At 44.5% G+C, this 13298-nt stretch carries 15 protein-coding genes; 13 read left to right on the forward strand and 2 right to left on the reverse strand.

The features are described 5' to 3' along the window. Positions 1-42: 42 nt before the first annotated feature. Both NST81_RS02575 and NST81_RS02580 read right to left on the reverse strand, forming a co-directional pair. Positions 43-630, reverse strand: coding sequence for an undecaprenyl-diphosphatase (locus NST81_RS02575; RefSeq protein WP_048622591.1), 588 nt, complete (start codon positions 628-630; stop codon positions 43-45). 42 nt (positions 631-672) lie between these two features. After that, complete coding sequence (locus NST81_RS02580; protein ID WP_341028137.1) at positions 673-1293, reverse strand: DedA family protein; 621 nt, start codon at positions 1291-1293, stop codon at positions 673-675. Positions 1294-1956: 663 nt separating this feature from the next. Here NST81_RS02580 and hprK point away from each other — a divergent pair. The 13 genes from hprK (at position 1957) to hisIE (ending at position 13223) form a co-directional block, all read left to right on the forward strand. Further along, positions 1957-2913 (forward strand): HPr(Ser) kinase/phosphatase, encoded by a 957-nt coding sequence (hprK, locus tag NST81_RS02585; RefSeq protein WP_048622593.1) that lies wholly within the window; start codon positions 1957-1959, stop codon positions 2911-2913. Positions 2914-2943: 30 nt separating this feature from the next. Continuing rightward, the gene (gene lgt, locus NST81_RS02590) at positions 2944-3753 is read left to right on the forward strand and encodes a prolipoprotein diacylglyceryl transferase (protein WP_048622594.1); all 810 of its coding nucleotides are present in this window, start codon (positions 2944-2946) and stop codon (positions 3751-3753) included. A gap of 146 nt (positions 3754-3899) precedes the next feature. Then, the gene (locus tag NST81_RS02595; protein WP_003353551.1) at positions 3900-4832 is read left to right on the forward strand and encodes a nucleoside recognition domain-containing protein; all 933 of its coding nucleotides are present in this window, start codon (positions 3900-3902) and stop codon (positions 4830-4832) included. Further along, a complete protein-coding gene (gene ppaX / locus NST81_RS02600; RefSeq protein WP_341028142.1) occupies positions 4832-5485 on the forward strand; it encodes a pyrophosphatase PpaX in 654 nt (217 codons plus the stop codon). Before NST81_RS02595 ends, ppaX begins: the two co-directional genes overlap by 1 nt. Beyond that, positions 5482-5994, forward strand: a complete 513-nt coding sequence (locus tag NST81_RS02605; protein ID WP_048622596.1) for an acyltransferase — start codon at positions 5482-5484, stop codon at positions 5992-5994. The genes ppaX and NST81_RS02605 overlap by 4 nt, the downstream gene beginning before the upstream one ends. A 737-nt stretch (positions 5995-6731) precedes the next feature. Next, a complete protein-coding gene (locus NST81_RS02610; protein WP_341028145.1) occupies positions 6732-7916 on the forward strand; it encodes an ATP phosphoribosyltransferase regulatory subunit in 1185 nt (394 codons plus the stop codon). Further along, positions 7913-8554, forward strand: coding sequence for an ATP phosphoribosyltransferase (hisG, locus tag NST81_RS02615; protein ID WP_048622598.1), 642 nt, complete (start codon positions 7913-7915; stop codon positions 8552-8554). Before NST81_RS02610 ends, hisG begins: the two co-directional genes overlap by 4 nt. 5 nt (positions 8555-8559) lie before the next feature. Next, positions 8560-9843 carry a histidinol dehydrogenase gene (gene hisD / locus NST81_RS02620; protein ID WP_341028147.1) on the forward strand — a complete coding sequence of 428 codons (1284 nt, stop codon included), beginning with the start codon at positions 8560-8562 and terminating at the stop codon, positions 9841-9843. Between the two features lie 11 nt (positions 9844-9854). Beyond that, on the forward strand, positions 9855-10448 hold the full coding sequence (gene hisB, locus NST81_RS02625; RefSeq protein ID WP_156179207.1) for an imidazoleglycerol-phosphate dehydratase HisB: 594 nt from the start codon (positions 9855-9857) through the stop codon (positions 10446-10448). 3 nt (positions 10449-10451) lie between these two features. Further along, positions 10452-11087 carry an imidazole glycerol phosphate synthase subunit HisH gene (gene hisH, locus NST81_RS02630; protein WP_341028149.1) on the forward strand — a complete coding sequence of 212 codons (636 nt, stop codon included), beginning with the start codon at positions 10452-10454 and terminating at the stop codon, positions 11085-11087. Next, positions 11084-11815 (forward strand): 1-(5-phosphoribosyl)-5-[(5-phosphoribosylamino)methylideneamino]imidazole-4-carboxamide isomerase, encoded by a 732-nt coding sequence (gene hisA, locus NST81_RS02635; RefSeq protein WP_341028152.1) that lies wholly within the window; start codon positions 11084-11086, stop codon positions 11813-11815. Before hisH ends, hisA begins: the two co-directional genes overlap by 4 nt. After that, complete coding sequence (hisF, locus tag NST81_RS02640; RefSeq protein ID WP_327797444.1) at positions 11812-12570, forward strand: imidazole glycerol phosphate synthase subunit HisF; 759 nt, start codon at positions 11812-11814, stop codon at positions 12568-12570. The genes hisA and hisF overlap by 4 nt, the downstream gene beginning before the upstream one ends. Next, positions 12567-13223 (forward strand): bifunctional phosphoribosyl-AMP cyclohydrolase/phosphoribosyl-ATP diphosphatase HisIE, encoded by a 657-nt coding sequence (gene hisIE / locus NST81_RS02645; protein WP_327797443.1) that lies wholly within the window; start codon positions 12567-12569, stop codon positions 13221-13223. Before hisF ends, hisIE begins: the two co-directional genes overlap by 4 nt. Positions 13224-13298: the final 75 nt, after the last annotated feature.

Genomic DNA, 13298 nt, shown 5'->3' on the forward strand with positions numbered 1-13298 from the left:
CGAAGAAAGCTTATTTTCACACCATCCTCAGTGTCTCTTCATTTATGAATGTAAAGTATGCCCCGAAAGTCTTTTCTTCACTTTTTCTAAAATGAATTGGTAAACGGAAATCACTCTGTTGACGATAGGTTCAAAAAATCCGGAGCATTTTGAAACCACAGCGGCGACTATCACGGATACGATCATACTTCCCACTACATCAAATGGATAATGGTGACCTACCCAAACACGCGAAAGTCCCGTTAAAAAGGCAAATATGATCATAGGGGCACCTAATCGACGATGTCGAATCCACATGGCAATGGAGATGGCAAATGCCCCCGTTGCATGATCGCTCGGAAAAGAAGCGTCCGCTGCATGAGGAACAAGAAGATGAACATGATGGGTCACAAACGGACGCGGTTCATAATAAACCAATGTAATCAAATAATTTCCAAGCAAGGCTAAGATTCCCGTTCCTCCGGCGTAGAGCACACTTTTTTTATACGTGGTGTTCCCTATCATCCAAATAGCCAATAATGCGATGGCATATACAAAAAGGGCATCGTTCGTGAAGAAAATCATCACGTCATCCAATATCCGATTATGTCCTGAAAGACCATGGATTTTTTGAAATAATTCGTAGTTCATAAAAAATCCCTCTCCTCTATTTTAAAGTTGGTTGGATCTTGTTTACATATCTCTTTTTTTCCATATGTTTTTATATAAGAAGCGTACGATCAAAGCCAGCGCTATGAACAAAGCAGCATATCCTACAGGTCGAATATAAGCTTGAGCCATTTCCCAATGTTTCCCCAGCTTGAATCCAATAAGAGTCAACCCAATGTTCCAAGGTACGCAGCCAAGGAAAGTAAAGATGATAAATTTTTTAACGTCCATTTTCGTGATGCCGGCGGGTAAGGAGATAAACGTACGAATAAACGGCATCATTCTTCCAAACAACGTTGCCCAACTCCCATATTTTTGGAACCAATAATCCGCTTGTTCTAAGTGTTTATATTGAAAGAGAATATATTTTCCATATTGGACAATAAATCGACGTCCTCCGTATTTCCCCGCCCAATACGCGAAAATAGATCCCGCCAAGTTTCCTAAAACCCCTGCCATTATGACTAGCCAGAAGTGTAAAGTGCCTTTAGCAGCCAGGAATCCTCCAAATAGCATAATGACTTCGCTTGGCAGAGGAATGCACATGCTTTCGATCATCATAGCGATAAAAATTCCCCAATGTCCCAGCGTGGAAATCAGCTCAGTCGCTGTATTTTCTAAAATCAGAGTCAGCTGATGCAGCATGATAAGCCTCCTTTAAAGAATCATTCACAGAACAAATGACAGTATGCTGCCATAAAAAGTTCGATTTTGATCGTTTTGGATAAACATCATGAGGTGATTGTGGTCATTAACGATGTTTTTGAAAAATTTGTGCACTTTTTTTCAATCGGTGGAAAAGGGCGCGGAGGGGAATAGACTAAAATGTCAGAAGGCTAATCATTTGTGTTCAAAAGAAGTGGTCTATACCATTGAAGGTAGTAGAGCATCTAAGCTGTTTGAGCAGTTTAGTTCCGAAAGAAAACGTGCTACAATAAAGTGAAACTTCCATCCGTGGTAGACGGATGGTTAGTTGAACTAATCGGGCATATAGGGGCAGTTATACCCGACTGAGATTCCATCTCATCATCCAATCCCAGAAAAGGGGATTTACTGCCCCTTCATGCGGGATAAAGTGAAACTTCCATCCGTGGCACACGGATGGTTAGTAGAACCAATCGGGCATATAGGGGCAGTTGTCCCCAATGGAAATTCCATCTTACCATCCAATCCCAGAAAAGGGGATTTACTGCCCCTTCATGCGGGATAAAGTGAAACTTCCATCCGTGGTAGACGGATGGCTAGTAGAATCGGGCATTCTACGATGATCCGTTGACTGGTCGAAATCGGCTGTAAGGAGGATGCAATATGGCAAAAGTTCGGGCTAAAGACATTTTGGATGAATTTCATCTTGAATTAATCAGCGGTGAAGAAGGAATCCACCGGCCGATTACTACAAGCGATATTTCACGGCCGGGATTAGAGATGGCCGGGTACTTCAACTATTATCCAGCTGAACGCGTTCAATTGCTGGGCATGACAGAATTGTCTTTTTTCCAAAGATTAGACGATGATGCAAGACGAATTCGAATGGAAAAACTGTGCGCGGATGTCACACCGGCGATTATCATCTCCCGCAATCTTGATGTTCCTCCGGAATTGATTGAAGCTTCTGAACGATATGCTGTTCCGGTGATGCGCTCGAAAATGAAAACGACGCGCCTGTCCAGCAGATTAACCAACTTTTTGGAAAGCAGGCTGGCGCCTACAACGGCTGTACATGGAGTGCTGGTGGACGTTTATGGTGTGGGAGTGTTGATTACAGGACAAAGCGGTGTAGGGAAAAGTGAAACGGCATTAGAATTGGTGAAGCGGGGACATCGTCTCGTGGCGGATGACTGCGTGGAAATTCGCCAGGAAGATATGGATACTCTTGTCGGAAGTTCCCCGGAATTAATTGAACATTTGCTGGAAATCCGCGGTTTAGGGATTATCAATGTGATGACTTTATTTGGGGCCGGAGCGGTCCGCAGCTTCAAACGGATCTCTTTAAATATTCATTTGGAAACGTGGGATGCGGCAAAAGATTATGACCGTTTAGGGCTTGAAGAAGATAAATTAAAAATTATTGATACGGAAATTACCAAGATCACGCTGCCGGTTCGGCCGGGGAGGAACCTTGCTGTTATTATCGAAGTCGCAGCGATGAATTTCCGGCTCAAACGGATGGGAGTTAATGCCGCCAAAGATTTTACGGAAAAACTTGCCAGCGTGATCAGTGAACATGAAAACTTGCCGGAAGACGGAAATTTTGGAGGCTATTAATGGAGAAAATAGCGGCAAAGGAGTGAGTATATGCATTACCCTTTAAATCCGATTGCATTCCATTTGGGGCCTATTGGGGTGCACTGGTATGGGATCATTATCGGAACGGGCATTATTCTTGGATTAAATTTGGCCATGAGAGAATCGAAAAGGCTTGGCATGAATAAAGATTTATTTGCTGATTTGCTGATTTGGGCGATCCCGATCGCCATTCTTTGTGCCCGCATTTACTATGTTCTTTTTGAATGGAGCTATTATTCGGCTCATCCCGATGAGATCATCCAAATTTGGAATGGCGGGATCGCCATTCATGGAGCGTTAATCGGAGCGATTCTGACAGCCGTTGTTTTTGCACGCAAACGAAATGTATCCTTTTGGAAACTGGCTGATATCGCCGCACCCAGCATTATTCTGGGCCAGGCAATCGGACGCTGGGGAAACTTTATGAATCAAGAAGCACATGGGGGAGAAGTGACAAGATCGTTTTTGGAGAGCCTTCATCTGCCCGATTTTATTATTAACCAGATGTACATTAACGGAGCCTATTATCATCCGACGTTTTTATATGAATCGATTTGGGATATCCTCGGATTTGTCGTGTTATTGCTGCTCCGCAAGCTGAATCCGCGGAGAGGGGAAATCTTTCTGTCTTATTTAATCTGGTATTCAATTGGCCGCTTCTTTATCGAAGGGCTCCGGACAGACAGTTTAATGTTGACGCAACATCTGCGTATGGCTCAAGTGGTATCGCTTGTTCTAATCGTCCTCGGCATCGTCCTGATTTTCGTTAGAAGAAAGCTTGGATATGCGAAGAGCCGATATAATGAGAAGGAGTCATGATGCAGGCACAATGATGATCCGGTCTAAAACATGGGGGGAATGATGGCTTTAGAGTCATCAGGGAGAAAAAATTGAATAGATTCCAAATATCTCTTTTACATATAAGCCACAAGAGTGATAGGAACGAACAAAGGGGAGATGAAAGGATGCTTCTTACACTTAAAACGGGGTTATGGACGGGATTGAAAACAGCGTGGACGCTTGGGAAAATTATTTTTCCGGTCACGCTGATTGTGACGATGCTTCAATATACCCCGATTTTGCCGTGGGTGATTCATATCGTGAGCCCTGTCATGAAAATGTTCGGTTTATCTGGAGATGCCGCGATTCCGATCGTGATTGGGAATTTTTTGGGATTGTATGCCGGGATCGGAGGAATTCTGTCGTTGGATTTAACCGTGAAAGAAGTGTTTATTATTGCCATTATGCTTTCTTTTGCCCACAATTTGATTGTAGAGTCCAGCGTGGCGGTTAAAGTGGGCGTGAAAATTTGGGTGATGATAACGGCCCGACTCGGCCTTGCGTTCATTTCAGGAGTGGTCGTCAATTTGTTGTGGCAAGGTGGAAGCGAAAAGGCGCACTATGGCATGATGCCTCATCAAGAAGAAGTTCATGGTGCAATGGCGATCCTAATGCAAGGCTTGGAAAAAGCGGGTTATGGCATTGTTCAATTGGTTGTCATTGTCATTCCCCTTATGATCGTGATTCAAATTTTAAAGGACTTAAAGTGGATAGATGTTTTCTCCAATTGGGTGTCGCCAATTACGAAAGCGCTTGGCATGAACGCGAATACTTCTATGACTTTGGCGGCTGGTCTCGTTTTTGGGCTGGCCTATGGGTCGGGAGTGATGATCCAGGCTGTCAAAGAAGATGGCGTAAGCAAAAAAGATGCGACGTTGGCGTTCCTTTTTCTTGTTGCATGCCATGCAGTCATTGAGGATACATTGGTCTTTTTGCCGCTGGGCATTCCTGTGCAATATTTGCTTTTCATCCGTTTAATCACAGCGGTGCTGCTGACGCTCTTCGTTTCGTTTGTGTGGAAACGAGTTGAAACTGCCGGAAGAAAGGAAGCTGCTTAATGAAGAAAAACATTACTACTCTATTATTTGATTTGGACGGAACACTCATTAACACGAATGAGCTCATTGTTTCCTCCTTTCTTCATACGCTCAATTATTATTATCCAAACCAATATGAACGTGAAGATGTATATCCTTTTCTTGGCCCGCCCCTTGCCGAAACGTTTGAAAAAATTAATCCTGAAAAGGCGCAGGAAATGATTCTTCGCTATCGGAAGTTTAACGTTGAAAACCATGATTTGCTGGTTACCGAATTTGAAGGTGTTTATGAGACCATTCGAACGTTAAAAGAACATGGGTTCAAATTAGCGATTGTTTCCACCAAAATGAGAGACCTCATTATAAGAGGATTAAAGCTGGCAAGGCTTGAGTCTTTTTTTGATACGATCGTTTCTTTGGATGACGTGAATCACGCCAAACCTCATCCGGAACCTCTGTTAAAAGCGCTGGAAACGCTCCGTTCCAAACCGGAGGAAGCCATTATGATCGGCGACAATTACCATGATATCGAGGGCGGAAAAAATGCCGGTACGCTTACTGCAGGGGTATCCTGGTCCATTAAAGGAAAAGAACATCTGTTGTCTTATCATCCGGATTATATACTGGATTCCATATACGATATTCTTGCCATTGTCGGAGTGGACCCATCATGAGGAGAACGAAGCGGTACGAAATAAAAGGCCCGAATTCTCTTTGGAATGTGTATCAAACGGTTTCGTTTTGGAAGGTATTCAAAAATACGGCCGTTATCGAAATCGGGCGCTTTGTTCCGTTTTTGCCGTTTAAAAATTGGCTGTACCGCACGTTCTTGGGCATGAAAATTGGTAAAAACGCTGCTCTTGCTTATAAAGTCATGCCTGACATTATGTTTCCCGAGTTCATCTCTGTGGGGGATTCCACGATTATCGGATATAATACCACCATTTTAGCTCACGAATATTTAATTGAGGAATACCGTATCGGCGAGGTCCGAATTGGAAACCGCGTGATGATTGGCGCGAATTCGACGATCCTGCCGGGAGTGACGATTGGCGATGGGGCCGTCGTTTCCGCCGGTACTCTTGTCCACCGCGATGTCCCGGCCGGCGCTTTTGTCGGCGGAAACCCAATGAGGATTATTTACACAAAAGAAGAAATGCAGCTTAGACAGAAAAATGAATGATGATCAAGATGCAAGGCATGACCGGATTTCCCTCTGCCCTGCACTTTGCGGGGCGATATTTTCTTTGCTTGTTGAGAAAGAGGAGAACTCTCTCCCTTTTTATATATGTCTGAATTTTTGGTCAATAAAGTCAAATCATCATGAAAGAAACCGATATAGCAACGATGGACTGAGCTACTACTATTCCATCAAAAAGTTTCTTTTGCCATCCGTTAAAAAGGAAGGAGAGTGAAGCGAAATGGCTAATATTTTAGGATTGGCGGCTATCTTATTTTCAACGGTTGCCGCTGTTTTTTGGTTCCGTTCTGCAAAAGAAAGAAGAAAAAATAATCATCTTGATCAATAGATTCGAAAAGACCTATTCTCCCGCGGCTTTTAGAACATTTAGCCGGAATATTGAGTATTCTGAAAGCCGCACCGCGGAATCTGCGTTATTTTCTTCTAACGAAGTGAAGCCATAAGAAAGATTGACACATAGTCGATCAAACTTATTCCGCTCTTTCTTTTCCGCATCCTGTTTTCGTGATCGGTTTCCACTTCCGCATCTTTCCTGCTGTCATTGAAGCATTCGCTTTGAGAAAATGGCATGAATTTTTGTTTTCATATGATTTCCGGAAGAATTTGCGAAAAGTCTTGACTCAAATACAAGAGGGGAGTAAACTACATATAACTTCACTTTGTTAGCATATTAGCGAACTAAAGGATTTCAGAAATTTTAATCACAGGTGATCTTGTTTATGTCTAAACTTTTTATGTTTGAAAAACCGATTGGAATGAGGGATACGCTTCCTCATATATACGAAACAAAGAAAAAAATAAAAGATCAAATTGGCCGAGAATTTAAACTGGCCGGCTATCAATTTATTGAAACTCCTGCTTTGGAATATTATGAGACGGTCGGTACGGCTTCGGCCATTTTGGATCAACAGCTTTTTAAATTGCTGGATCAACAAGGACACACGCTTGTTCTGAGGCCGGATATGACCACGCCGATCGCACGGATGGCGGCATCGAAGCTTTTAAAAGAACAGATTCCGATTCGCCTTGCTTATTGCGCCAATGTTTACAGGGCGCAGCAGCGCGAAGGGGGAAGGGCGGCCGAATTCGAACAGATCGGCATTGAAAACATTGGCGATCCGACCATCAGCGCAGATGGGGAAATCATTGCTCTGCTTGTTTCTTCTTTGAAAAAAACAGGTTTGAAGCATTTTCAAATTTCGATCGGCCATATCGGTTTTGTACGGAATTTGTTTCAGCAAATTCTCGGAACTGAAGAAAGAGCAAGCGTTTTGCAAAGCTATGTATATGAAAAAAATTATGTTGGCTATAAAGAACACGTAAAGCAACTCTCGCTTTCGTCCATTGACAAACAGCGCCTGTTAAACATTTTAAACATGAGAGGAACTGAAAATGTTCTTCAAGAGGCCATTTCCCTCACGGAAGACGGGAAAGGACAGGAAGCAATTGATGAGCTCAAACAGCTTTGGGCTGTATTGAAGGATCATGGAGTGGAATCGTTTGTCAAATTTGATCTTTCGCTTGTAAGCCATATGAGCTATTATACGGGAATTCTGTTTGAAATATATGCGGACGGTGTAGGATATCCTATCGGAAATGGCGGGCGGTACAACAATCTATTAGAAAAATTCGGATTCCCGACAAGCGCTACTGGTTTTGGAATCCGTCTCGATTTCCTTTTGGAAGCTATTGGAGAGTTGTCCGAGGAAGAGCCGCTGCAATGCGTTTTGTTCAGCAAAGAACGGCGCAAGGAAGCGATTGATTTTGCTAAATCCCTTCAAGAGAAAGGGGAAAGAACGGTGCTTCAAGACATTTCCGGCGTTCAAGATGTGGATCGTTTTACCGCCAAATTCAGTAAAGTTCATTTTTATATTGGGACGCCGAAAACGGAGGTGGAAGAATGAACGATACGCCATTAATCATTGCCATGCCGAAGGGGCGGATTTTTCATGAAGCAGCGGAGCTTTTGAGAAAGGCAGGCTATCAGCTTCCTCCGGAATTTGATGAATCGAGGAAGTTAATTGTCGATGTCCCGGAGGAGAATCTGCAGTTTATTTTGGCTAAGCCGATGGACGTCCCTACCTATGTGGAGCATGGTGTGGCTGACTTGGGGATTGCCGGCAAAGACGTCATGTTGGAAGAAGAACGAGATGTCTATGAGTTGTTGGATTTAAAAATCAGCCCTTGCTATCTTGCCGTTGCCGGTCTGCCCAATACGAAAATGAACGAGGTTGCTCCTAAAATTGCCACGAAATACCCGAACGTGGCATCCAGCTACTTCCGCGAACAAGGAGAGCAAGTGGAAATCATCAAACTAAATGGTTCGATCGAACTGGCACCGATTGTCGGGTTAGCCGATCGAATTGTCGATATCGTCTCGACAGGACGTACGTTAAAAGAAAACGGTTTGGTAGAGTATGAGCATATTGTGGATGTTACTTCACGGCTGATCGTGAATCCAGTCAGCTATCGTATAAAAGATGCGGCGATTGAACAAATAGTCGACCGCCTGAGTCGGGTGATTTCAGAGAAAGTGGTGTGATCGATATGAGAATACAAAAGGTGACAGATGATATATCTATTCAGCGATCTGTGGACAACGGAACCGAAGAACAACGAAAGATCGTTTTGGAGATTTTGGAATCCGTCCGCCGAGAAGGGGATCGGGCTCTTCTTGCTTATACGGAAACATTTGACGGAATCAAACTCGATCGGATGCGAGTGTCCGAAGAAGAGATCCATGAAGCGATCCAAAGTTTTGATCCAAAATTGCTGAAAGTATTGGAGGAAGCGGCAAAGAACATCCGCCGTTTTCACGAAAAACAACGAAGAGAAACTTGGATTACTCAAGATGAAAACGGGACCATTCTTGGTCAGAAGTTTACACCGCTCGATTCCGTTGGTGTATACGTCCCGGGGGGAACAGCGGCCTATCCATCGTCTGTTCTCATGAACGTGCTGCCTGCTAAAGTAGCCGGCGTAAAAAGAATTGTGATGGTGTCTCCTCCCGATCAAAACGGCAAGCTTCCTGCGGGCGTTCTGGCTGCGGCCCATATAGCCGGCGTGGAGGAAATATGGAAGGTAGGGGGAGCCCAAGCGATCGCAGCTCTTGCTTATGGAACTGAATCGATCCAACCTGTTGATAAAATTGTCGGACCGGGAAATATTTATGTCGCTCTCGCCAAAAGAGAAGTGTTTGGCAAGGTGGATATTGATATGATTGCTGGGCCGAGTGAAATTGCCGTGCTGGCAGATGACACAGCCTTGCCTCATGAAGTGGCCGCTGATCTTTTATCGCAAGCCGAACATGATCCGAGAGCAACCAGTGTTCTGGTAACGACATCCCGGACGCTTGCGGAAGAAACCGCACGTGAAGTGGAAAAACAGCTGGAACAGCTCCCGAGAAAAGAAATTGCAAGACAATCGATTGATGAATATGGAGTCATTTATCTTGCTCCTACCATGGAAAAAGCGATTGAAGTGGTGAATCAAATTGCGCCAGAGCATTTGGAAATTGTCGCTAGAAATGCGCTCGAATTGGTTCCGATGATCCGCCATGCCGGAGCTATTTTTGTCGGAAGATTCAGTTCAGAGCCTGTTGGCGACTATTTTGCAGGTCCAAATCATGTCTTGCCGACTAATGGGACGGCTCGTTTTTCCAGTCCTTTAAATGTGGATGAGTTTATAAAGAAGTCGAGCATTATTTATTACAGCGAAACATCCTTCCGGCAAAATGCAGAAAAAATTGCTGCTTTTGCTCGCCTTGAGGGATTAGAGGCTCATGCCCGCGCATTAGAATCCAGGCTGAAAAAACCGGTTAGACCTGAGTGAGGGGGAGACAAATGGAAATCAGACGATATGCAGAAATCAGCCGCAAGACGAACGAAACCGATATCCAATTAGCCTTTGACATTGACGGAGAGGGAAGGGCCGATCTTGATACAAATGTTCCGTTTTTGACTCACATGCTTGATTTATTCACAAAACACGGCCAATTCAATTTAACCGTCAAAGCAAAGGGCGATATTGAAATAGATGACCACCATACGACAGAAGACATCGGCATTTGTCTTGGCAGCGCCTTGAGAGAAGCGCTTGGCGACAAGAAAGGGATCAAACGCTACGGAAACGCTTTTGTTCCAATGGACGAAGCGCTGGCGCAAGTGGTGGTCGATTTAAGCAATCGCCCTCATTTTGAAATGCGCGGAGAACTTCCGAGCAGTCGGGTTGGAACATTTGATACGGAGCTGGTGCATGAATTTTTATGGAAATTCGCATTGGAAGCGCGGATGAATTTGCATGTGATCCTCCATTATGGGGCGAATACCCATCATATGATCGAAGCCGTTTTTAAAGCGCTGGGAAGAGCGCTTGATGAAGCGACCATGTTGGATCCCCGTGTAAAAGGAATTCCTTCAACGAAAGGGGTTTTGTAGAGCATGATCGGAGTGATTGATTATGGAATGGGGAATCTTTTCAGTGTTTCAAAAGCGTTGGAGCGTTTAGAGGCCCCTTACATACTTTCTTCTAAAGAAAGTGAACTGGAAAAAACGGATGGACTTATTTTGCCCGGAGTAGGGGCGTTTAAAGATGCGATGAAACGTCTGCGAGAAACAGGGCTCGCTTCCTTTTTGCAAGAGTATACGAAAACCGGCCGGCCGCTGCTTGGCATTTGCCTTGGCATGCAGCTGCTTTTTGAGGAAAGCGAGGAAAACGGTCTTGAAGAGGGGCTTGGCTTGTTAAAAGGAAGAGTGACACGCATTCCTTCCGACAATGGAAAAGAAACTTTTAAAATTCCGCATATGGGCTGGAACAGGCTCAGCTTTCATCAAGCGTCTCTGATTACAAACGGCGTGGAGGAAGGGTTCGTTTATTTTGTCCATTCCTACTATGCCAGCAGCATAGAGGAAGATGCGCTGATCGCTAGTGCGGATTATAATGTTCAAATTCCGGCCATTGTGGCAAAAGAAAATATTTATGGCATGCAGTTTCATCCGGAAAAGAGTGGCAAGACGGGCATGGGACTTTTAAAAAACTTTACGGAAATGATGGAAAGGTCGGGTGCTGAGCAATGAGTTTCACCATCTATCCAGCCATTGATATGAGAGGGGGCAAATGCGTTCGCCTTCTTCAAGGAGATTATGACAAAGAAACCGTTTATGGTGATTCTCCTTTCGAGATGGCGAAGAAATTTGTCGATCAAGGAGCGGCATGGATCCATATGGTCGATCTGGATGGCGCCAAAAATGGAATGCGAATCAATGACCGCTATGTTCTGGAAGCGGCTCAAAAGCTTCCGGCGAAAGTGCAAGTTGGCGGCGGCATCCGTTCGGAACAAGATGTGATCCATTATTTAGAAAACGGAGTGGATCGGGTGATCATTGGCAGTATGGCCGTTTCGAATCCGGATTTGGTTCTGGAACTGGTTCGAACATATGGATCCAAAATTGCTGTTGGCCTCGACGCAAAAGATGGATATGTGGCCGTTCACGGCTGGCTGGAAACTTCCCAAATTAAAGCAGTCGAATTGGGAAAACGGCTGGCAGAAGGCGGAGTAGAAACGTTTATTTTTACGGATATTGCGACGGATGGCATGCTGTCCGGCCCCAATATAGAAGCAGCGGTGGAATTGGCGAAAGCAACAGGTAAACAAGTCATTGCTTCCGGCGGAGTCCGTTCCCTCTCTGATTTGCAAGCTTTAAAGGCTTATGAGAATGAAGGCGTGTCCGGTGCGATTGTCGGCAAAGCCATTTATACCGGACAATTTTCACTGCAGGAAGCGCTGGAAGAGGTGGAAAGATGATCACAAAACGGATTATCCCTTGTTTGGATGTAAAAGATGGAAGAGTGGTGAAAGGAATTCAATTTGTTCAGCTTCGCGATGCAGGCGATCCGGTTGAGTTGGCGCGTGTTTATGATGAACAAGGTGCCGATGAACTGGTTTTTTTAGATATTTCCGCTTCTCATGAGGGCAGGAAGACGATGGTTGATGTTGTCAAAGCCGTCGCCTCCGAACTGGCTATTCCTTTTACCGTTGGCGGCGGGATCCATTCGCTGGACGATATGAAAAAGATTTTACGTGCAGGTGCCGATAAAGTTTCTTTAAACACGGCTGCTGTCAATCATCCTTCTTTGATTACCGAAGGAGCAGAATATTTTGGATCACAATGCATTGTCGTGGCCATCGATGCCAAATATGACACAGAACTAGGTTCTTGGCGGGTGTATACGCATGGAGGAAGAAAAGCCACTGAAAAAGAAGTCGTCTCTTGGGCTAAAGAAGCAGTAGAAAGAGGAGCCGGCGAAATTTTGTTGACGAGCATGGATTCGGATGGTGAAAAGAAAGGGTACGACGTTGCCTTAACGAAAGCGGTTAGTGAAGCTGTCACGGTACCGGTCATTGCTTCGGGAGGCGCCGGGAAAAAAGAAGATTTCTTGGAAATACTGACGGAGGGAAAAGCAGACGCTGCCCTTGCCGCCTCGATTTTCCATTATAAAGAAACAAGCGTGCAGGAAGTAAAACACTTTTTGCAACTCCAAGGAGTGGATATAAGATGACAGAATTATCAATCGATCAACTTGTTTTTGATGAAAAAGGATTGATTCCGGCAATCGTTCAAGATGTGAATACAAAAGAAGTGCTCACGTTGGCTTACATGAATAAACAATCTCTGCAAAAAACGTTGGAAACGGGAGAAACTTGGTTTTACAGCCGTTCCCGCCAAACACTTTGGCACAAAGGCGAAACGAGCGGAAATACCCAAAAAGTGGTGAAAATGAAATGGGATTGCGACCGGGATGCTGTGCTCGTTCTGGTAGAACCGAACGGTCCTGCATGCCATAACGGCACGGATAGTTGTTTTGTGGACGAGTTTTACGGCGAAGAAAATCAGATCGCTTCTTATGCTATTTTGTCCGAATTGGAACAAGTGATTGCAAAACGGGATGAAGAACGTCCGGAAGGGGCTTATACCACCTATTTATTTGAAAAGGGCGTCGATAAAATTTTAAAGAAAGTCGGGGAAGAAGCGTCCGAAGTCATCATTGCCGCTAAAAACCGCAGCCATGAAGAATTGCGCTGGGAAGCAGCTGATTTGATTTATCACCTTCTTGTGCTGCTTCGAGAACAGCGATTGCCGCTTCAAGACGTCTTGGCTGTTTTGGAAAAAAGACACGAAGAAAAATCAAGAAAAAATAATGAAAATAAGTGAACATAAGCTGGCCGAGGGGCCGGCTTATTTTGCGCTGTTTCTTTCCGGAAAGAATATTAGTTGACTAAAAAGCGT

Source organism: Bacillus sp. FSL W8-0223, assembly GCF_038006805.1.
Lineage (GTDB): Bacteria > Bacillota > Bacilli > Bacillales > DSM-4216 > Bacillus_O > Bacillus_O smithii.